Source organism: Streptomyces bambusae (assembly GCF_020532645.1).
GTDB classification, from domain to species: Bacteria; Actinomycetota; Actinomycetes; order Streptomycetales; family Streptomycetaceae; genus Streptomyces; species Streptomyces bambusae.
In genome coordinates this window covers 33,602-53,071 of sequence record NZ_JAJAUZ010000045.1, presented here as the reverse complement: position 1 = coordinate 53,071, position 19,470 = coordinate 33,602, and the positions used below count along the sequence as shown (strand labels likewise).

The following is a 19,470-nucleotide window of genomic DNA, read 5'->3' as shown; positions in this document are numbered from 1 at the left end:
GGTCTGTGGTGTGCGGGCCCTGTTGACGGCGTCGGCCGGGCCCGGTAGCCGGGTCAGCCTACCTTTGGTGATCTTCATTGCGTCCTCCGGTTCCCTCTTCCGGGGTGAAGCCAGGCAAGATGGGGGCGTGACCCTCATTGATCAGCTGCCGCCGAACGCCGACCCCGACGCCCTCTTCGAGGCCTTCTCCTCGTGGGCGGAGGAGCAGGGCATCACCCTGTATCCGGCGCAGGAGGAGGCGCTGATCGAGGTGGTCTCCGGGGCGAACGTGATCCTTTCCACGCCGACCGGCTCCGGCAAGAGCCTGGTCGCGGCCGGTGCCCACTTCACGGCGCTGGCGCAGGACAAGGTCACCTTCTACACGGCGCCGATCAAGGCGCTGGTGTCGGAGAAGTTCTTCGACCTGTGCAAGCTGTTCGGCACCGAGAACGTCGGCATGCTCACCGGTGACGCCTCCGTCAACGCCGACGCCCCCGTGATCTGCTGCACCGCCGAGGTGCTGGCCTCGATCGCGCTGCGCGACGGCAAGGACGCCGACATCGGCCAGGTCGTCATGGACGAGTTCCACTTCTATGCCGAGGCGGACCGCGGCTGGGCCTGGCAGATCCCGCTGCTCGAACTGCCGCAGGCGCAGTTCGTCCTGATGTCGGCGACCCTCGGCGACGTGAGCCGCTTCGAGGAGGACCTGACCCGCCGCACCGGCCGGCCGACCTCCGTGGTCCGCTCCGCCACCCGGCCGGTCCCGCTGTCGTACGAGTACGTGACCACGCCGATCACGGACACCATCACCGAGCTGCTGGAGACCCGGCAGGCGCCCGTGTACATCGTGCACTTCACGCAGGCACAGGCCGTCGAGCGGGCCCAGTCGCTGATGAGCATCAACATGTGCACGCGTGAGGAGAAGGACAGGATCGCCGAGCTGATCGGCAACTTCCGCTTCACCACCAAGTTCGGCCGCAACCTCTCGCGCTACGTCCGGCACGGCATCGGCGTCCACCACGCCGGCATGCTGCCCAAGTACCGGCGGCTGGTGGAGAAGCTCGCCCAGGCCGGCCTGCTGAAGGTCATCTGCGGCACCGACACCCTCGGCGTCGGCGTCAACGTGCCCATCCGGACGGTGCTGTTCACGGCGCTCACCAAGTACGACGGCACCCGGGTCCGCACGCTGCGGGCCCGCGAGTTCCACCAGATCGCGGGCCGGGCCGGCCGCGCCGGCTTCGACACCGCGGGCTTCGTGGTCGCCCAGGCGCCCGAGCACGTCATCGAGAACGAGAAGGCGCTGGCGAAGGCCGGCGACGACCCGAAGAAGCGCCGCAAGGTGGTCCGCAAGAAGGCTCCCGAGGGCTTCGTGGCCTGGAGCGACACCACCTTCGAGAAGCTGATCGGCGCCGAACCGGAGCCGCTGACCTCCCGGTTCAAGGTCACCAACATCATGCTCCTGTCGGTGATCGCCCGGCCGGGCAACGCCTTCGAGGCGATGCGGCGGCTCCTGGAGGACAACCACGAGCCGCGCAAGAACCAGCTGCGGCACATCCGGCGGGCCATCGCCATCTACCGGTCGCTGCTGGACGGCGGGGTCGTCGAGCAGCTCGACACCCCCGACGCCGAGGGCCGCACCATCCGGCTGACGGTGGACCTCCAGCAGGACTTCGCACTGAACCAGCCGCTGTCCACGTTCGCGCTGGCCTCCTTCGACCTGCTCGACCCGGAATCGCCCTCGTACGCCCTCGACATGGTGTCGGTGGTCGAGTCCACTCTGGACGACCCGCGCCAGATCCTGGCCGCCCAGCAGAACAAGGCCCGCGGCGAGGCCGTCAACGCCATGAAGGCCGACGGCGTCGAGTACGAGGAGCGGATGGAGCGTCTGCAGGACGTCACCTATCCGAAGCCGCTCGAAGAACTGCTGCTGCACGCCTACGACGTGTACCGCAAGAGCCACCCGTGGGTGGGCGACCACCCGGTCTCCCCCAAGTCGATCATCCGCGACATGTACGAGCGGGCGCTGACCTTCACCGAGTTCACCTCCTTCTACGAGCTGGCCCGCACCGAGGGCATCGTGCTCCGCTACCTGGCGAGCGCATACAAGGCCCTGGACCACACCATCCCCGACGACCTGAAGTCGGAGGACCTGGAGGACCTCATCGCCTGGCTCGGCGAGATGGTCCGGCAGGTCGACTCCAGCCTCCTCGACGAGTGGGAGCAGCTCGCCAACCCCGAGGTGGAGACCGCCGAGCAGGCCCAGGAGAAGGCCGAGGAGGTCAAGCCGGTCACCACCAACGCGCGGGCCTTCCGGGTGCTGGTGCGCAACGCGATGTTCCGGCGGGTGGAGCTGGCGGCCCTCGACAACGTCGAGGAACTCGGCGCCCTCGACGGCGAGGCCGGCTGGGACGCCGACCGGTGGGGCGACGCCATGGACGCCTACTGGGACGAGTACGAGGACCTCGGCACCGGGCCGGACGCCCGCGGGCCGAAGCTGCTCGCGATCGAGGAGGACCCGGCCCACGGGCTGTGGCGCGTCCGGCAGACCTTCGCCGACCCGAACGGCGACCATGACTGGGGCATCAGCGCCGAGGTCGACCTCGCCGCCTCGGACGACGAGGGCCGCGCCGTGGTCCGCGTCACCTCGGTCGGACAGCTCTGAGGACACAGGAGGCGCCATGACCAACCCGGCGGAGAGACTCGTCGACCTGCTCGACCTCGAACAGATCGAGGTGAACATCTTCCGTGGCCGCAGCCCCCAGGAGTCCCTCCAGCGGGTCTTCGGCGGGCAGGTGGCCGGCCAGGCCCTGGTGGCCGCCGGCCGGACCACCGAGGGGGACCGGCCGGTCCACTCGCTGCACGCGTACTTCCTGCGCCCCGGCATTCCCGGGGTGCCGATCGTGTACCAGGTGGAGCGGGTCCGCGACGGACGTTCCTTCACCACCCGCCGGGTCACCGCGGTCCAGCAGGGCCGCACGATCTTCAACCTCACCGCCTCCTTCCACCAACCGGAGGAGGGCAGCATCGAGCACCAGCTGCCGCCCCGCCTCGACTTCCCGCACCCTGATGAACTGCCGAAGGTGGCCGACGAGATCCGCGAGCACCTCGGGGCGCTGCCCGAGGCGCTGGAGCGGATGGCCCGCCGGCAGCCCTTCGACATCCGTTACGTGGACCGGCTGCGCTGGACGCCCGAGGAGCTGAAGGACGCCGATCCGCGCAGCGCGGTGTGGATGCGCGCGGTGGGCCCGCTGGGCGACGACCCGCTGGTGCACACCTGCGCGCTGACCTACGCCAGTGACATGACCCTCCTCGATGCCGTGCGCATCCCCGTGGAGCCCCTGTGGGGGGTGCGCGGTTTCGACATGGCGTCCCTGGACCACGCCATGTGGTTCCACCGCCCGTTCCGCGCCGACGAGTGGTTCCTGTACGACCAGGAGTCCCCCATCGCGCACGGCGGCCGGGGGCTGGCCCGCGGCCGGATCTACGACATCGAGGGCCGGCTGCTGGTCTCGGTGGTCCAGGAAGGTCTCTTCCGCCCGTATGCCGCCACGTCATCGAAGAAGGGATGACCCTGCCCCCATGAGCTCCGCCCCCTCCCCCTGCCCCTGCGGGCTGCCCGCCGCCTACGCGGACTGCTGCGGGCGTTTCCACTCCGGGGCCCGGCAGGCGCCCACCGCCGAGCTGCTGATGCGTTCGCGGTTCAGCGCGTTCGCGGTCGGCGACACTGCCTACCTGATGCGCTCCTGGCATCCGGACACCCGGCCCGGCCGGCTGGACCTCGACCCGGGACAGGTCTGGGAGCGGCTGGAGGTCCTCGGCACCGAGCGTGGCGGCATGTTCGAGACGGAGGGGGCCGTGGAGTTCCGGGCGCACTACCGCGAGGGCGGGCACCGCGGCTCACTGCACGAGCACAGCGAGTTCTCCCGGGTGGACGGCGCGTGGGTCTATGTCGGCCCCCTGGAGCCCGTCGTCTTCGACTGACGCGGTCCCCGGCGCAGCCGATCTGGCCCGTTCCAGGGCGAGCAGCAGACCGCGGCGGTACCACTGCGCCTCGTCGGGCTGCTGCACCCGCAGCAGCCGGCCGGCGACCTCCGCGGCGGCGGGCCGGACCGGGTGGCCGTAGGGGCGGGCGGGCGCGAGGGCTGCCAGGAGGATGCGTTCGCGCCCGTCCGGCACGTCCTCGGCCACGGTGTGCGGGGGCAGCGGAGCGGCCAGGACCGCCGCCCGCTCCCACGGGTCGGTGCAGGCGCGCAGGAGTTGTCCGGTGCGCCGCAGCCGCCAGCCGCGGGCCCGCAGGTCCGTCCCGGCGGCGAGCCCTTCGCGGTCCCGGGCGGGTGCCGGGCCGCGCAGCAGCTCGGGCCTGCGCCGCGCGAACTCCCCGACCTCCGCGGCCAGATAGGACCAGACGACGACCCGGTACCGGTTGATCCGGTAGGCGGCCGGGGTGAGGTGGCCGCAGCGGGCGAGCCGGGTGAAGCGGCCGGGGCTGGTGCCGAGGAGGGCGGCCGCCGGCATCGTGCCGATGGTCCGCACCTGTTCCCGCAGTGCGTCCGGGAAGCCGTCGAGGGCGCCGACCCGTGCCAGTTCGGTGCGCGGCCAGCGGGGCACGCCGTCCGGTCCGCGGGCCGCAGCCCGGACCAGGCCGAGCTGCACGGCGGTCTGGAACTCCCCGCGCCGCAGCCCCAGTTCGGCGGCCGCCCGGGCACCGCTGACCATCCCCCGGTCCGCCGTACCGCGCGGCGCCCCGTCCGTCCCGCCCGGCCCCCTGCGCACCGTCCCGTAGCACGTCATCGCACGCTTCATCACGGCCCCCTCCACACGCTCCGCAGCCATCCCTGACTCTGTGTGAAGACCGTAACCCAACGTGACGACACCCCGCCCGGCCTGTGGAAAACCCGGGCGGGCGGCCCTCGGCGCCCGCTCGGGCTACACCCCGCCGCGGTCCCGCTCGGTCACCCCGAGGTGTTCGCCGACCCGGTTGACCAGCAGCGTCATCTCGTATGCCACGTGGCCGATGTCCGCCTCCGCGGCGCTCAGCACGCACAGCGAACTGCCCTCGCCGGCGGCCATGACGAAGAGCACGCCCTCGTCGTACTCGACCATCGTCTGCCGCACCCGGCCCGCACCGAAGTGCCGCCCGGAACCCTTGGCCAGGCTCTGCAGGCCGGACGAGACGGCCGCGAGGTGCTCCGCGTCCGCGCGTTCGAGGCTGCTGCTGGACCCGGTCACCAGTCCGTCGTTGGACAGCACCACCGCGTGCCGCACCTGGTGGACCCGCCGGGTCAGATCGTCGAGCAGCCAGTCGAGCTGCTTGTCCAGCGCCATGTCGAAAGCCCTCCCCCTTCGCGCGGTCGCCCCCGTTCCCGCGGTCCTGTCCAGCCAGCCTTCCCCACCAGCGGCTTTCGGGCAAGGAGGATGGTCGCCCGGGCGGAGAATGACTCAAGAGGAGTGTCCGGAGCCCGCCGCGCATTCCGCCCGAACCGGCAGACTCCGTGCGTACGTACGGCCCGTCGGGGGCCGGTCGGGTCCGTCCGCCGGCTGCGCGACCTGGACCCGGGCGCCTGCACCCTGCCCGCCGGTCCCGTCAAGAGGCGCAATCCGGCCCGCCGTTGCCGCCGTTCCGGAGCCGCGGCGGAAGACGGTTCACACGGTGCCGGTGCGGCTCTCCACGGCGTCGAGCAGCCGGGCGGTGTGCACGCGCCCGGCGTATTCGACCAGCCGGATCAGCACCTCCTTGCCCGAGTCCTTGTCCCGGGCGTCGCACAGCACCACCGGAGTACCCCGTTCCAGGTCCAGCGCCTGCGACACCTCGTGGGCGCCGTAGGTGCGGGCCCCGGCGAAGCAGTTGACGGCCACGACGAACGGGATGTGCCGGTGCTCGAAGTAGTCGACGGCCGGGAAGCAGTCCTCCAGGCGTCGGGTGTCCGCGAGCACCACAGCCCCCAGCGACCCCTGGGACAGCTCGTCCCACAGGAACCAGAAGCGGTCCTGCCCGGGCGTCCCGAACAGGTAGAGGGAGAGTCCGGAACGGATGGTGATGCGCCCGAAGTCCATGGCCACCGTGGTGGTGGTCTTCTGGTCCACCCCGCCCGTGTCGTCGACCAGTTCACCGGCCTCGCTGAGCAGTTCCTCCGTCCGCAGCGGCCGGATCTCGCTGACCGCCCCGACCAGGGTGGTCTTCCCGACGCCGAAGCCACCGGCCACCAGAATCTTCAGCGCGAGGGCCGTCTGCTCCGGCTCCTCGCCCGCGGCCACGCCTTGTCCCGTCACAGCGCTCTCAACCCTTCGATGACTTCCCGCAGGATCCGCTCGTCCGGCAGCTGCGCCGGGGGCACCGGCCGGCTCACCCGCACGTGCCCCGCCTCCAGCAGGTCCCCGAGCAGGACCCGCACCACGCCCACCGGGAGGTCGGCGTCCGCGGACAGCTCCGCCACCGACTGGGTCTCCGACCGGCACAGCGCCAGGAGCGCCCGGTGCTCCGGCCCGAGCAGGGACTCGGCGGCCGCGTCGAGGCCGTCCGGTTCGACGACGACCAGGGCGATGAGGTCGAAGCGGACCCCGCTCGGGCCCGGCTTGGTACGGCCGCCGGTCATCGCGTACGGGCGGACCAGGGGGCCCGCCTCGGCGTCGAACCAGCGGCCGTCCACGGGCCCGGCGCCCGCTCCCCTGGCCGTTTCGCTGCTGAACCCGGTCATGGACCCGGCCGCCCTCAGCCCGCGGCCGGCGGCCGGGCGGCGAAGCGCGGCGGCTGGTAGAGGTGTTCGCCGACCCGCTTGACGAGCCGGGCCATCTCGTAGGCGATCAGGCCGATGTCGGCGGTGGCCGCGCTGAGCACGGCGAGGCAGGACCCGTCTCCGGCAGCGGCGACGAACAGGAAGCCGTCGTCCATCTCCACCATCGTCTGGCGCACGCCCCCGGTGCGGAAGTGCCGGCCCGCGCCCTTGGCCAGGCTGTGGAAGCCGGAGGCCACGGCGGCCAGGTGCTCGGCGTCCTCGCGGCTGAGCGCGCTCGAAGCACCCACCGCCAGGCCGTCGTTGGAGAGCACCACCGCGTGCCGTACCTCGCGCACCCGGCCCACCATGTCGTCCAGCAGCCAGTCCAGCTCGCCGGAACGCCGTGCAGTGTCCATGTCGGTCCCCTGATGTTCGATCACGAGTGTTCTCCTTCGCTGCCCGCGGCGCCGCGGGGTCCGGTGCCGCGCACCTCGGCCGCGCCGCGGGCCCAGCCGGCGCGGTAGGCCGCCATCCGGCTGCGGGCCTCTTCGGGGCTGCGCCCGTACGGGTCCCCGGCCTCGCCGGTCCCCGAGGATGCGGGGGCGGCCGGGGCGGGGGCTTCGCGCAGCTGCGGCACCAGGCTGGCCTGGCGGACCCGGCGGGGCAGGTCCGTGACGCCGGCCGCGGGCTCGGGGCGGCCGTTCGCACCGCCCGGTGCGACCCCTCCGATGCCGGCCGGCAGGGGTACGGGTCCGGTGGCCCGCAGGACGGTACGGGGCCCGGAACCTCCCGGTCCGCGGGGTCGCAGCGTGGCCACAGGAGCCGGGGCCTGCTCCGGGGCGGGCCGGTCCGCCCCGGCCGGGCCCGGCGGCTCGGGGCGCGCGCCGGGCCCGGCGGCCGTCCGGTCCCCGGGAAGGGCGGCCGGAGCGGAACCGGGGCGGAGGGACGGAGCGCTGCCGGGGCCGGGGCCGGCGGCAGGAACGGGTCCGGGCCGGAAGGCCGGCCCCGGCCGCAGTTCCGGTTCCGGTTCTGCGCCGGAGCGGACCGCGGCGAAGCCCCCGGCCTCGGCGCCCCCCGGGGCAAGGCCGCCGCCTGCGGCCTCCCGTGCCCGGCTGGCGGCTGTGGCGGGCCGGCCGAACGCTTCCGCTTCCGCCGCCGTACCGCCGGGTTCCGGTTGCTCGGGGGCCGCCCCGGCGCCCTGCCTGCTGCCCGGCGGGAGGGCGCCCTGGAGCAGGGCGGTCGGCAGCAGGACCACGGCGGTGGTGCCGCCGTACGGGGAGGTCCGCAGGTGCACCTTGACCCCGTGCCGGGCGGAGAGCCGGCTGACCACGAAGAGCCCGAGGCGGTCGCTGTCGAACAGGTCGAGGGCCTCGGACTGCTCGATGCGCCGGTTGGCCTCGGCGAGGGTGCCGCGCCCCATGCCCAGGCCGCGGTCCTCCACTTCGAGCACGTAGCCGTTGCCGACCGGTTCGCCGCTGACCCGGACCTTGGTGTGCGGGGGCGAGAACTGGGTGGCGTTCTCGATGAGTTCGGCGAGCAGGTGGGTGAGGTCGGCGACGGCGGCGCCGGCCACGGCGGCCTCGGCGAGCTGCCGCACCTCGACCCGCGGGTAGTCCTCGATCTCGGACACGGCCGCCCGGACGACGTTGGTGAGGGGGACCGGCATCCGCCAGGCCCGGCCCGGGGCGGCACCGGAGAGGATGATCAGGCTCTCCGCGTGGCGGCGCATGCGGGTGGTGAGGTGATCGAGGCGGAAGAGGTCGCCGAGTTCGCCCGGGTCGTCGGCCCGGCGCTCCATCGAGTCCAGGAGGGTGAGCTGGCGGTGGACGAGCACCTGGCTGCGGCGGGCGAGGTTGACGAAGACCCCGGAGACGCCGCTGGCCAGCTCGGCACGTTCCACGGCGGCGCTCAGGGCGGCCCGGTGGACGGTGGCCAGGGCCGCCCCGACCTGGGCGATCTCGTCGTCGGCCGGGGCACCGACGGGGGCTTCGGCGGTGACGTCGACCTCCTGTCCGGCGCGCAGCCGCTCCATGGCGCCGGGGAGCTTGCGGTGGGCGATCTCCAGGGCTCCGTTGCGGAGCGCGACCAGCTCGACGACGAGGGCGCGGCCGATGCGCACGGAGATGACCAGCGAGGCGGCCACGGCCGCGAGTCCGAACAGCACGGCGGCGCCGGCCACGCCGAGCACTCCCTCGGCGAACGGGTCGGAGCGGTCGGCGGCGGCGGCCCGGGCCTCGTCCTCGACGGCGCGCATGGCCGTCGCGACCTCGGCGGCCGCCCCGTCCCAGCCGGCCGGCACGGCCCGGTCGGCATCCTGCCGCGGGTCGACTGCCGCGGTCAGCAGCCGGTCCTCGGCGGCGGTGAGGGCGGCGTACGCGGCGCTCTTGGCGGCTGCCTGCCACCGGGTGCGCGGGGCGCCGGGGAGGTCCGCGGCGGCGGACGCGGTCAGGGTGCGGCGGCTTTCGGCGGCCGCGGTGAAACGCCGCAGGTCCGCGGCGGCCAGTGGGGTGCGGCCGGAGCGGCCGGCCAGGACGGCGTCCTCACGGGCCAGGTGCTCGCGGGCGCGGGCGAGTTCCAGGAGGACGCGGGCCTCGGAGGCGTGCGCCGCGCCCTCGGCAGCCGCGCCGCCGGTGAGGCTGCCGAGGGTGGCGAAGGCGGCGGCGACGACCTCGGTGTACTGCTCGAAGGCGGTGTCGCGGCCGGTCGTGCGGGCCTCGATGCCGGCGCGTACGCGAGAAAGCGTTTCTGCAGCGGCGACGAACTCGCGGAGCCGGACGGCGACGGCGGCCGGGTGGTCACCGGAGTCGGCGACGGTGTGCCGGTCGCCGAGGCGGAGCCGGGCGACGGCGGCGTCGGTACGGCGGCCCTGTTCGGCCAGGGCGGCGGCGCGGTCGGGGCCGGGCTCGGCCAGCCGGCGCACGGCCGCCCGGCGTTCGGCCTGGAGGGCGGTGACCGCTGCGCCGAGGGGGAGGCGCAGTTCCCGGTCGACGCGCTGGATGCGGCCGAGGCGGGCGATGTCCTGGGCGGTGCTGACGGTGGCGAAGGCCCAGAGGGCGAGGAGGGACACCACGGGGACCATGAGCAGCGAGACGATCTTCGCGCGGACGGTGCCGGGCCGCAGTCTCTGGCGCCGCACCGGCCCGGCCGCAGCGGGGGCGCCGGCCGGGAAGGCGCGGGGCGGCGGGGCTGCGGCCTCGGCCGGGTCCTCTTCGGCCGGCGGCCCGGCGTGGGCCCGGCGGCCGCGCGCCGGTGCTGCGGGCAGCCGGGACGCGTCGGCGTCCGGGGTGCTGCGGGGTGTGCGCATGGGCTCCTCGTTCCGGGTGGCGGTGCGGGTGGTGCGGCGGTGCGGGCCTCAGTGCGCGCTCGCGGCTTCCTCCCCGAGGCGCTGCGCGGTGGCGGAGGCGGCACGTTCGTCGGCGGTCGGGGAGAGGGCGACGAAGGCGGAGGTGAGGAAGAGGTAGGAGCCGAGACCGACCGCGAGGGGGAAGATGAACTGCATCGCCGTGGCGCCGGGGAGGGCGGCGTCCGAGGGGGTGACCTCGACGCCGACGGCCGTCATGCCGGTGTAGTGCATGCTGCTGACGGCGGCGCCCATGACCAGGGAGGCGACGGCCACGGCGACCGGCGACCTGATGTTCAGGGCGGCCCAGAGGGCCGCGGTGGCGGCGACGACCGCGATGGCGACGGAGAGTCCGACGACGAGCGGGTCGTAGGTGACCTTGCCGTGCAGCCGGAGGGCCGCCATGCCGAGGTAGTGCATGCTGGCGACGCCGAGTCCGGTGGTGAGGCCGCCGAGGACGAGGGCGCGGCCCCGGTCCTTGCCGTAGCCGACGGCGAAGACGCCGGCGCCGACGACGGCCACGGCGACGAGCAGGCTGAGGACGGTCAGCGGCACGTTGTAGTGGATCTCGGTGCCGGTGACGCTGAAGCCGAGCATGGCCACGAAGTGCATGGTCCAGATGCCGGTGCCGATGGCGGAGGCGGCGGTGAGCAGCCAGTTGCGCCGGGAGCGTCCGGTGGCGGCGAGCGCGCGGACGGTGCAGCGCAGCCCGAGGGCCGCGCCGATGGAGGCCATCACGTATGACAGCACGGGAGTGAGCCAGCCGAAGGCTGCGTGGTCCAGGTGTCCCATGGCCCCGGGACGCTAGTCCGGGTGAGGGCACGAACAAGGGGCGCATTTCGAAAACCGATGGAATATGACAGAGATACGTTCGGGCCCGATCGGTCGGTCACTTCCGGTGGCGGGCTGCGCACGGTGGGGGCGGATTCCGGTGGGGGATCATGGACGCATGAGCGATGACCCCACACGAGTCCAGGAGTTCTTCGGTGTGCGCGCCGCCGGCTGGGACGGCAGGTTCCCGGACGACGGGCCCAGGTTCGCGGTCGGCGTGGCCGAGATGGGCCTGCGGCCCGGTGACCGGGTGCTCGACGCGGGGTGCGGCACCGGGCGGGCCCTGCCGTACCTGCGCGGCGCGGTCGGGCCGGAGGGCACCGTGATCGGTCTCGACCTGACCGCGGCCATGCTGGAGCAGGCGGTGCTGGCGGGCCGCGACCGGGACGGTCTGCTGGTGCTCGGCGACGTGTCCCGGCTGCCTCTGGCCGACGCCTCGCTCGACGCCGTGTTCGGTGCCGGGCTCGTCTCGCACCTGGCCGATCCGGAGCGGGACCTGGCCGAGCTGGCGCGCGTGGTGCGGCCGGGCGGGCGGCTGGCGCTGTTCCACGCCATCGGGCGCCGGGCGCTGGCCGCCCGGCACGGCCGCCAGATCACGCCGGACGACCTGCGGGCCGAGGAGAACCTCGGTCCGGTGCTGGCCGCCGCGGGCTGGCAGCTGGTGTCGTACGCGGACGAGGACGCGCGGTTCCTCGCGCTGGCGGTCCGGGCGGGCTGACGCGGACCCCGGTCACGGGCGGCGGCCGGGGGTGCCGCCCGAGCCCGGTCAGGCCGGCGCGGCGTCGGCCCCGGCGTCGGTCCCGGCGGCGGTGGCGGCAGCGGTGGCAGGCGCCCCGGCGGCGCCGGCCGGAGCGTGGACGACCGGGCAGCCCCCGCGCCCCGGGACCGGGAACGTGCCGAGGTCGGACAGGGCGTACCCGCCCGGGTAGCTCTTGATCTCCGGGTTCTGGCGGGCGTAATGCGGGGTCCGGCGCGGCGGCAGCAGGCGCACCGCCCGGCCGCGCAGCCGCAGGGTGCCGCGGACCAGGGTGCGCACCGCCGGGTGCGGCGGCTCGTACCGGAAGGCGTGCAGCAGCGGGGCGTCGAGGAGGGCCAGGCTCGCGGTGCGAAGGGCGGGGGCGAGCGGGGCCGGGTACCAGGAGGCCATCAGGCCGAGGGTGGCGTCGGAGACCTTACGGCCGCCCTCGTCCCAGCCGAAGTGCTCGGCCTCGTAGGCGTCGAGGCAGGTCTCGAACTCCTCGAAGGAGCCCGGGACGTCCTTGATGCCCAGGTGCCGGCCGAGGGTCGCGTAATAGCGGGCGGCCGCCGTCCGCTCGTGGCGGGACAGCCGGCGCCAGCCGTAGGCGTCGATCCAGCGCTTCGGGATGACCACGAACGTGCACAAGACGTACCGCATGTCGTCGTTGGTGATGTCGTAGCTGCGGTGCATCTGGTTGACGCGGCGGATCGCGGTGCGGCCCTGGTCGCTGTCGAATCCGTGCTCGATCACCGCGTCGAGGAGCAGCGCCGTGTCGTCGTAGCGCCGCTGCGGGCGGGAGGTGAACTCGGCGGTCTCGGCCAGCAGCCGGCCGATGCTCGGGACGGCGTACGTCCGGTAGAGGGCGAGCTCCAGGGCGCGGGTGTAGTCCCAGGGGAATTCGTACGTCGTGGTGAGGCGGTGGATCGTGAGGAAGTCCCGCTCGGGGTCGAGCCGGAGGATCTCCTTGAGCCGGTCGTAGCGCGTCACCGCGGTTCCCTTCTGTGGCGGAGGTCCAACTCTATGTGCACGTCCGGGGCTTGGGGCGCGGGCGGGGGTGCCGCGGGGCGCCGGCGGCGGGCGCCGGCGAAATGGCCGCCGGCCGCCTCTCGACGGCCGGGTTACTCACTGGTTAGGGTGCGCCGACGAACAGGCAACGGGAGGGCACGTGAGCGGGACGGACGAGGACGTCGACGCGGGCGGCGCGGTGGCGGACACCGGCTCCGCGGGCGGTGCGCAGGTGGACGGCGCGGACGCGGACGGCGGCGAGGAGGGGGCGCTGTACGTGCTCTCGGCCCAGCTGCTGACGCCGGCCCGGTTCCCGGGCGTGTTCGGCGACGACTATCCGGAGGCCTGCCGGGCGCTGGGGCTGGATCCCCACCCCGAGGGGTACGGACTGGTCCTCGGGCAGGACGAGACGGGTGCGCGCTGGACCGTGGTGATCGACGACGTCTCGCTGGTCGCGGTGGCCATCGCCTCCTGGGACTGCGGGATGGAGTACGACCTCTCGCCCGACGACCGCACCATCGTGGCCTCCCTGGCGGGCTGGCCGCTGGACCTGGCGGTGGCCGCGCCGGGAGTGCCCGAGCCGCACGACCCCGAGCAGGGGGCGGACGGGACCGGCCGGGTGCCGCTCGCGCCGCCGCGCGCGGACGTCTGGGGGGCCGCCCAGCGGCGCATGGGAGCGGACGAGATCGCCGAGCAGTGGACGGCCTGGCGGGAGCAGTACGTGGCTCCCGCGGCGGAGGGGGCTTCGGGCGGGCCGGGGCATCCCGGGGTCCGGCGCGTCCTGGACGAGGCGCACGCGTACGTGCAGAACCCGCCCCCGGTGGGCCGGATCCGGTCGGCGTTCGCCTCCGGCGAGGCCCGGACGCTGCGGGTGGACGGGCCGGGCTGGTCGATGGTCGCCCGGACCGACGACATGGCCTTCGTGCTGCTGGACGACGAGCCCGGCCAGGTGCGCCCGGTCGGCCGCGGGCCCGAACTCCCCGGTCTCCTCGACTCCCTGGACAAGATCGCTGTTCGCCCGGCCTGATCGCTGCGATCATGGACGGTGAACGTTCGAGGTCGTGGGAGGGGTGCGGATGACGGGGACGACGGACGGGCCGGAGCGGGGCGACGGCGGGGCGGGCACCGGGCCGGTGACGTGTGTGCCGGTGGGCCGGGTGCTGGGCGGCCGCGCCGAGGCCTTCGACGACGACTGGGGCCGGGAGAGCGCCGTGATCCGGCTGGACTCCGAGCAGTTCACGCCCGAGGCCCTGTTCGGTCTGGCGGACTTCTCACACCTGGAGGTCGTCTACCACTTCGACCGGGTGCCCGAGTCGAAGATCGAGACGGGCGCCCGGCACCCCCGCGGGAACGCGGACTGGCCGCTGGTGGGCATCTTCGCCCAGCGCGGCAAGAACCGTCCGAACCGGCTCGGCGTCTCCCGCTGCCGGCTGATCGAGGTCGACGGCCTGGACGTGTACGTCGAGGGCCTGGACGCGGTCGACGGCACCCCGGTGCTCGACATCAAGCCGTACCTGACGGAATTCGGCCCGCGCGGCGAGGTCCGGCAGGCGCAGTGGTCCGTGGAACTGATGCGGGACTACTACTGACGGAGCCGTGCACGGTCCGCCCGGCCGGGGACCGCGCGCCGTCCGCCCGGCCGGGTACGGCCCGTGTCAGACCGGCTGCAGCGGGACGTGCGGGCCGGACGGGGGCTCGGCGGTGACGAGGTCGCCGGGGTGGATGGTGCCGGTGGTGCGGACGACGGCCATGATGCCGCAGCGGCGGATGATGTCACCGGTGTCGGTGCGGCCGACCACCTGCTTGAGCAGGCCCTCCTGGAAGGCGTCGATCTGGCGGCAGGGGTTGCGCAGGCCGGTGACCTCGATGACGGCTTCGGGGCCGATCCGCAGCAGCGTGCCGGTGGACAGGCCGAGCAGGTCGATGCCGGCGGTCGTCACGTTCTCGCCGAGTGCGCCGGGCGTGACGTCGAAGCCCGCGGCCGCGACCTCGTCAAACAGTTCCCGGTGGATGAGGTGGACCTGGCGCAGGTTCGGCCGGGTCGGGTCCTGCGCCACCCGGGAGCGGTGCTTGACGGTGACCCCGGCATGGACGTCGCCCTCGACGCCGAGGCCGGCGAGGAGTGTGATGCGCGCGCGGTTGGGCTTGCCGAAGCCGTACGTGCCGTTGCTGCTGACCGCCGTGACGGAACCGCTCATGGTGTCGGGCCCTCCCCCGTCTCGAGCCGGCCCGTCCTGGCGGCCGGCCGCCGTCACCTGCCTATCTGCTTGCGTGAGAGCCCCTTCATCCGGCGCCGCTGCGAGGGGTCGAGCATGAAGTAGGCGGCCGTCGGCACCCCGATGAGCACCAGCAGGCCGGGCCAGAATCCGATGGTCCAGAACAGGACGACCGCCGCCACCACACCGGCGGCGGCCACCTTCGCGCGGGTCGACATCGCGGCGCCTCCCTTCCCGCAAAGCCGGCGGGCGCTCCACGGCGACCCGCCTCCTGACACCTTCAACGCGCGGGGCCGTCGTGCCGTTCCCGCCGGGCCCAGGGCTTCGGGTACCCTCGGCGGCCCCGGCGCCCCGGGGCCCGAGCCGAATCCGAGGAACGCGTGCTCCACGACGAGATCTCCGGCCTGATCCACTGCTCCGCGGCCTTCCTTCCCGGCGATCCGGCCCGGTCCGGCCGGATCGCCTTCTGGGATTCCGACGGCGGCCTCGTGGACGTGGTGCCGGCCGGTCCGGCCGTGGCCGAGGAACTCACCGTCCTCACCCCCGCCCTGGAAACCGCCGCAGTTCCGGCGGTGACGCTGCCGGTCGGCGCCGCGCTCCCGCTCCTGACCCGGATCCGGGCAGCCGCGCGCGGCGACGCCGGCCTGGCCCGCAGCGCGCCGGCCTTCTGGGGTGCGGCCGCACTGCTGGCACTGGAGTTCGCGGCCCGCGGGCTGCTGCTGCCGGGGCTGACCCCCGGCGGCCACGACTCCTGGCGCGTCGGCCCGCTCGACGCCGACGACCTCCAGCAGCTGCGGAACCTGGCCGCGGCCATGCCGCCCGATGCGCACTGCGTGCCGCTGCCGGGTGCCGGGCCGGCCCGGCTGCCCGCCCCCGAGGAGTTGCTGCGGCCCTTCCTGGACGCCGTCGCCGACACCCTGCCGCGCTCGCCCGCCGCAGCGGCGGCCGCGGGCGGCCCCGCCTTCGCGGCGCCGGCCCCGCACCGCCGTCCCGAGCACCGGGCCTGGGCCGACGAGGTGGCCGCCGCGCACGACGCGGGCATCCGGCTCTCCCTGCGGATCGAGGTGTCCGGCCTGGATGCGGACGGCCCGGGCGCGGACCCGTCCCGGCCCGTCTTCCGTGGCGTGCTCCAGCTGCACAGCCTGGCCGACCCGTCTCTGGTCGCCGATGCGGCCGACGTGTGGACGGGACGCGCCGGCCTCCCCGGGACGGCCGCGGCCGGCGGCCCCCGGCCCGACGCCCTGCTCGCCCTGCGCCGGGCCGTCCGGGTGTGGCCGCCGCTCGCGCCGCTGCTCGGCGCAGCGGTGCCGGACGCCGTGGTCCTCGACGACGAGGACGTCGCCGAACTCCTGGGCCGGGCCGGGCAGGCCCTCGCCGCCGAGGGGTTCCAGGTCCACTGGCCCCGGCAGTTCGCCCGCGAGCTGACCGCCCGGGCGGTGATCGGGCTGCCGGACGACGACGGCCCGCGCGACGTCCGCGGCGGAAGCGCCGCGCCCGCCCTCTTCTCCCCCGGCTCGGTGCTCGCCTTCGACTGGCGCTTCGCGATCGGCGGCGAAGAGATCGGCCGGGCCGACCTCGACCGCCTGGCCGAGGCGAAGCGTCCGCTCGTACGGCTGCGCGACCAGTGGGTGCTGATCGACCCGCGGGCCGCCCGGCGCGCGCTGACCCGGCAGGACGGCAAGCTGGCTCCGGTCGATGCGCTGGCCGCCGTACTGACCGGATCCGCCGAAGTGGACGGCGTGCCCGTACCGGTGGCCGCGCGCGGTGACCTGGAGCTGCTGCGGGCACAGCTGGCCGATCCGGAGGCTGCCGGTGCCCGCCCGCCGGAGGCCCCCGCGGCGCTCGCCGCCACCCTGCGGGACTACCAGCTGCGCGGCCTGGACTGGCTGGCCCGGACCACCGCGCTGGGGCTGGGCTGCTGCCTCGCCGACGACATGGGCCTCGGCAAGACGGTCACCCTGATCGCCCTGCACCTGCACCGGCAGCAGGACCCGGCGACCGCCGGGCCCACTCTGGTGGTGTGCCCGGCCTCCCTGATGGGCAACTGGCAGCGCGAGATCGAGCGGTTCGCGCCCGGCACCGCGGTGCACCGCTTCCACGGGTCGGGGCGCCGGCTGCCGGACGGGCCGGGGGACGGGTTCGTCCTCACCACGTACGGCACCATGCGCCTCGACGCGGCGGACCTCGCCGGCGTGCGGTGGGGCCTGGTCGTGGCCGACGAGGCCCAGCACGTGAAGAATCCGCGGTCGGGGACCGCGCGGGCGCTGCGGACCATCGGGGCGCGGGCCCGGGTGGCGCTGACCGGCACGCCGGTGGAGAACAGCCTGTCCGAGCTGTGGGCCGTCCTCGACTGGACGACGCCCGGTCTGCTCGGCCGTCAGTCCGCCTTCCGGAACCGGTACGCGGGCGTGGAGAGCGGTACGGATCCGCAGGCGGCGGCCCGGCTGGCGGCGCTGGTGCGCCCGTTCCTGCTGCGGCGGCGCAAGTCCGATCCGGGCATTGCGCCGGAGCTGCCGGCGAAGACGGAGACCGACCGTCCGGTGGCGCTGACGGCGGAGCAGACCGTGCTGTACGAGGCGGTGGTGCGCGAGACGCTGGCGGAGATCGCGGCGGCGGACGGGTTCGAGCGGCGCGGGCTGGTGGTGAAGCTGCTGACCTCGCTCAAGCAGATCTGCAACCACCCGGCGCAGTACCTGAAGGAGCGGCAGCCCCGGCTGGCGGGCCGATCGGGGAAGCTGGAGCTGTTCGACGAGCTGCTGGACACAATCCTCGCCGAGGACGGTGCGGTGCTGGTGTTCACGCAGTACGTGGCGCTGGCCCGGCTCGTGGAGCGGCACCTCGCGGAGCGCGGCATCGGCAGTCTGCTGCTCCACGGGGCGACGCCCCTGGCCCGGCGGCAGGAGCTGGTGGACGCCTTCCAGGCCGGGGCGGCGCCGGTGTTCCTGCTGTCGCTGCGTGCGGCGGGCACCGGTCTGAACCTGACCCGGGCCGGTCACGTCGTGCACTTCGACCGGTGGTGGAACCCGGCGGTGGAGGACCAGGCGACGGACCGCGCGTACCGGATCGGGCAGACGCAGCCGGTGCAGGTGCACCGGCTGATCGCCGAGGGCACGGTCGAGGACCGGATCGCCCGGCTGCTGGAGCGGAAGCGGGCGCTGGCCGACGCGGTGCTCAGGGGCGGCGAGAGCGCGCTGACGGAACTGACCGACGAGGAGCTGGCGGAGCTGGTGGCACTGGGAGGAGGACCGCGGTGAGCGGGTACGGGGACGGGGCTGCGGGGGACGGGCCGGAGCGCACCTTCGAGGCGCTGCCGCCGGCCCGTGGCCGGGGGTTCGCGGTCACCTGGTGGGGCCAGGCGTGGCTGCGGGCGCTGGAGGGCAGTGCGCTCGACGGTGAACAGCTGAAGAGGGGCCGCCGTTGCGCGCGCGGCGGTGCGGTCGGTGCGGTGTCGGTGCGGCCGGGCCGGCTGACCGCGGTGGTGGCCGATCCGGACGGCACCCGGCACCGGACGGACGTGCTGCTGCAGCGGTTCGGTCCGGCCGAGTGGGACCGCTTCCTCGGGCTGGCCGCGGCCGAGTCGGGGCACATCGCGGCGCTGCTCGACCGCGAGATGCCGCCGGAGCTGGCGCAGGACGCGGCGGCGGCCGGGGTGGAACTGCTGCCCGGCACGGGCGACCTGGATCCGCGGTGCGCCTGCGGGGAGTGGGACCACTGCGCGCACACGGCGGCGCTGTGCTACCAGCTGGCGCGGCTGCTGGACCGGGATCCGTTCCTGCTGCTCCTGCTCCGCGGGCTGGGTGAGCACGAGGTCCTGGATGCGCTGCGGGAGCGCAGCGCATCGGTGGTGGCGGGGGCGCACGGTGCGGCGCGGCGGGCGCCGGGGGTGGATGCGGCGGAGGCGTTCGCGGCCTGGCAGATCCTGCCGCCGCTGCCGGAGCCCCCGCGGGTGCCGGCGGGGCCGGTGCAGCCGGCGCTGCTGGACGTGGAGGCGGAGCCGGGCGAGGGGCTGGACCCGGGGGCGGTGGAGTTCCTCGCGGAGGCGGCGGCCGGGGAGGCCCGCCGGCTGCTGGCGGCCGCCGTCGCGCCGGGCCACGAGGCGCAGGAGCTGCGGCCGGAGCGTTCCTTCGCGGACGACCTGGTACGGCTGGCGGCCGCGGCGGAGGACGTGCGGGTGCTGGCCCGGCTGGCGGCGGCGGGCGGACGCGACCGGCCCGGGCTGGCCCGCGCGGTCCGTGCCTGGCGGTACGGCGGCCCCGCGGCGGTGTCCGTACTGGAGGAGGCGTGGCAGCCGGACGGGGAACCGGCCGCCCGCGCGCGGGCGGCCCTCGCGGCCGCCTGGGCGGACGAGCCCGGCGGCCCGCCGGCGCTGGAGTGCGCGGGCAACCGGTGGACGGCGCCGGACGGTTCGGCGCAGCTGCGCCTGGACCGGGCCGGGCACTGGTGGCCGTACCGGCAGGAGGGCGGCCACTGGGAGCCGGCGGGGGCGGCGGAGACCGATCCGGCGTCGGCCTGGGCGGTGCTCGGCGACGCCTGAGGCACGGGCGGGCTGCGGCACCTGGCCGGTTCCGCCTCCGGTCCGGCCGGTCGCACCCTTGCCGGTCCCGGTGCCCCGCACGACGATGAGGGCTCGCCGAGGCGGGTGCGGGG

General features: G+C 74.9%; 18 protein-coding genes. 8 read left to right on the top strand and 10 right to left on the bottom strand.

Going from position 1 to position 19,470, the window contains the following annotated elements; all coding sequences use genetic code 11:
* The first annotated feature begins 67 nt into the window (after positions 1-67).
* The 3 genes from LG634_RS26730 to LG634_RS26720 are packed head-to-tail and all read left to right on the top strand — an operon-like array spanning position 68 to position 3,960.
* The gene (locus tag LG634_RS26730; RefSeq protein ID WP_226737136.1) at positions 68-2,641 is read left to right on the top strand and encodes a DEAD/DEAH box helicase; all 2,574 of its coding nucleotides are present in this window, start codon (positions 68-70) and stop codon (positions 2,639-2,641) included.
* A 16-nt stretch (positions 2,642-2,657) separates the two neighbouring features.
* On the top strand, positions 2,658-3,548 hold the full coding sequence (locus LG634_RS26725) for an acyl-CoA thioesterase (RefSeq protein WP_226737134.1): 891 nt from the start codon (positions 2,658-2,660) through the stop codon (positions 3,546-3,548).
* Positions 3,520-3,960, top strand: a complete 441-nt coding sequence (locus tag LG634_RS26720) for a YchJ family protein (RefSeq protein ID WP_372482495.1) — start codon at positions 3,520-3,522, stop codon at positions 3,958-3,960. The genes LG634_RS26725 and LG634_RS26720 overlap by 29 nt, the downstream gene beginning before the upstream one ends.
* Here the strand turns inward: LG634_RS26720 and LG634_RS26715 are convergent.
* The 7 genes from LG634_RS26715 to LG634_RS26685 form a co-directional block, all read right to left on the bottom strand.
* On the bottom strand, positions 3,877-4,782 hold the full coding sequence (locus LG634_RS26715; RefSeq protein WP_226737130.1) for a DUF6397 family protein: 906 nt from the start codon (positions 4,780-4,782) through the stop codon (positions 3,877-3,879). The two genes, LG634_RS26720 and LG634_RS26715, sit on opposite strands and share 84 nt — an antisense overlap.
* Positions 4,783-4,905: 123 nt before the next feature.
* Positions 4,906-5,304 (bottom strand): roadblock/LC7 domain-containing protein, encoded by a 399-nt coding sequence (locus LG634_RS26710; protein WP_226737128.1) that lies wholly within the window; start codon positions 5,302-5,304, stop codon positions 4,906-4,908.
* Between the two features lie 318 nt (positions 5,305-5,622).
* Positions 5,623-6,249: a GTP-binding protein gene (locus tag LG634_RS26705; protein WP_226737126.1), complete on the bottom strand. Its 627-nt coding sequence runs from the start codon at positions 6,247-6,249 to the stop codon at positions 5,623-5,625.
* The gene (locus LG634_RS26700) at positions 6,246-6,674 is read right to left on the bottom strand and encodes a DUF742 domain-containing protein (protein ID WP_226737124.1); all 429 of its coding nucleotides are present in this window, start codon (positions 6,672-6,674) and stop codon (positions 6,246-6,248) included. The genes LG634_RS26705 and LG634_RS26700 overlap by 4 nt, the downstream gene beginning before the upstream one ends.
* A gap of 14 nt (positions 6,675-6,688) precedes the next feature.
* Positions 6,689-7,108, bottom strand: coding sequence for a roadblock/LC7 domain-containing protein (locus tag LG634_RS26695; RefSeq protein WP_226737159.1), 420 nt, complete (start codon positions 7,106-7,108; stop codon positions 6,689-6,691).
* A 20-nt stretch (positions 7,109-7,128) separates the two neighbouring features.
* A complete protein-coding gene (locus tag LG634_RS26690; protein WP_226737122.1) occupies positions 7,129-9,996 on the bottom strand; it encodes a sensor histidine kinase in 2,868 nt (955 codons plus the stop codon).
* A 48-nt stretch (positions 9,997-10,044) separates the two neighbouring features.
* The gene (locus LG634_RS26685) at positions 10,045-10,824 is read right to left on the bottom strand and encodes an MHYT domain-containing protein (protein ID WP_226737121.1); all 780 of its coding nucleotides are present in this window, start codon (positions 10,822-10,824) and stop codon (positions 10,045-10,047) included.
* A gap of 157 nt (positions 10,825-10,981) precedes the next feature.
* Between LG634_RS26685 and LG634_RS26680 the strand changes: the two genes are divergently transcribed.
* On the top strand, positions 10,982-11,581 hold the full coding sequence (locus LG634_RS26680) for a class I SAM-dependent methyltransferase (protein WP_226737120.1): 600 nt from the start codon (positions 10,982-10,984) through the stop codon (positions 11,579-11,581).
* A gap of 48 nt (positions 11,582-11,629) precedes the next feature.
* On the opposite strand, the gene LG634_RS26675 is transcribed toward LG634_RS26680, so the two are convergent.
* Positions 11,630-12,589, bottom strand: coding sequence for an oxygenase MpaB family protein (locus tag LG634_RS26675; protein WP_226737119.1), 960 nt, complete (start codon positions 12,587-12,589; stop codon positions 11,630-11,632).
* 250 nt (positions 12,590-12,839) lie between these two features.
* Between LG634_RS26675 and LG634_RS26670 the strand changes: the two genes are divergently transcribed.
* Positions 12,840-13,634, top strand: coding sequence for a hypothetical protein (locus LG634_RS26670; protein ID WP_226737157.1), 795 nt, complete (start codon positions 12,840-12,842; stop codon positions 13,632-13,634).
* Positions 13,635-13,683: 49 nt separating this feature from the next.
* Positions 13,684-14,196 (top strand): SAM-dependent methyltransferase, encoded by a 513-nt coding sequence (locus LG634_RS26665; RefSeq protein ID WP_226737118.1) that lies wholly within the window; start codon positions 13,684-13,686, stop codon positions 14,194-14,196.
* Positions 14,197-14,262: 66 nt separating this feature from the next.
* Here LG634_RS26665 and LG634_RS26660 read toward each other — a convergent pair whose 3' ends face one another.
* The gene (locus LG634_RS26660) at positions 14,263-14,805 is read right to left on the bottom strand and encodes an MOSC domain-containing protein (RefSeq protein ID WP_226737117.1); all 543 of its coding nucleotides are present in this window, start codon (positions 14,803-14,805) and stop codon (positions 14,263-14,265) included.
* A gap of 53 nt (positions 14,806-14,858) precedes the next feature.
* Positions 14,859-15,041, bottom strand: a complete 183-nt coding sequence (locus LG634_RS26655) for a tail-anchor membrane protein (RefSeq protein WP_226737116.1) — start codon at positions 15,039-15,041, stop codon at positions 14,859-14,861.
* A 162-nt stretch (positions 15,042-15,203) separates the two neighbouring features.
* On the opposite strand from LG634_RS26655, the gene LG634_RS26650 reads away from it, so the two are divergent.
* Both LG634_RS26650 and LG634_RS26645 read left to right on the top strand, forming a co-directional pair.
* Positions 15,204-18,077, top strand: coding sequence for an SCO1167/SCO6262 family helicase (locus LG634_RS26650; protein ID WP_226737115.1), 2,874 nt, complete (start codon positions 15,204-15,206; stop codon positions 18,075-18,077).
* Positions 18,074-19,357: an SWIM zinc finger family protein gene (locus LG634_RS26645; protein ID WP_226737113.1), complete on the top strand. Its 1,284-nt coding sequence runs from the start codon at positions 18,074-18,076 to the stop codon at positions 19,355-19,357. The genes LG634_RS26650 and LG634_RS26645 overlap by 4 nt, the downstream gene beginning before the upstream one ends.
* Positions 19,358-19,470: the final 113 nt, after the last annotated feature.

What these genes read in the sequence shown, in the direction of transcription:
- LG634_RS26720 (WP_372482495.1), top strand. Translation starts at nt 3,520, where the DNA reads ATGCCGCCACGTCATCGAAGAAGGGATGACCCTGCCCCCATGAGCTCC.
- LG634_RS26665 (WP_226737118.1), top strand. Translation starts at nt 13,684, where the DNA reads ATGACGGGGACGACGGACGGGCCGGAGCGGGGCGACGGCGGGGCGGGC.
- LG634_RS26715 (WP_226737130.1), bottom strand. Translation starts at nt 4,782, where the DNA reads ATGAAGCGTGCGATGACGTGCTACGGGACGGTGCGCAGGGGGCCGGGC.
- LG634_RS26695 (WP_226737159.1), bottom strand. Translation starts at nt 7,108, where the DNA reads ATGGACACTGCACGGCGTTCCGGCGAGCTGGACTGGCTGCTGGACGAC.
- LG634_RS26725 (WP_226737134.1), top strand. Translation starts at nt 2,658, where the DNA reads ATGACCAACCCGGCGGAGAGACTCGTCGACCTGCTCGACCTCGAACAG.
- LG634_RS26655 (WP_226737116.1), bottom strand. Translation starts at nt 15,041, where the DNA reads ATGTCGACCCGCGCGAAGGTGGCCGCCGCCGGTGTGGTGGCGGCGGTC.
- LG634_RS26680 (WP_226737120.1), top strand. Translation starts at nt 10,982, where the DNA reads ATGAGCGATGACCCCACACGAGTCCAGGAGTTCTTCGGTGTGCGCGCC.
- LG634_RS26690 (WP_226737122.1), bottom strand. Translation starts at nt 9,996, where the DNA reads ATGCGCACACCCCGCAGCACCCCGGACGCCGACGCGTCCCGGCTGCCC.
- LG634_RS26660 (WP_226737117.1), bottom strand. Translation starts at nt 14,805, where the DNA reads ATGAGCGGTTCCGTCACGGCGGTCAGCAGCAACGGCACGTACGGCTTC.
- LG634_RS26685 (WP_226737121.1), bottom strand. Translation starts at nt 10,824, where the DNA reads ATGGGACACCTGGACCACGCAGCCTTCGGCTGGCTCACTCCCGTGCTG.
- LG634_RS26710 (WP_226737128.1), bottom strand. Translation starts at nt 5,304, where the DNA reads ATGGCGCTGGACAAGCAGCTCGACTGGCTGCTCGACGATCTGACCCGG.
- LG634_RS26700 (WP_226737124.1), bottom strand. Translation starts at nt 6,674, where the DNA reads ATGACCGGGTTCAGCAGCGAAACGGCCAGGGGAGCGGGCGCCGGGCCC.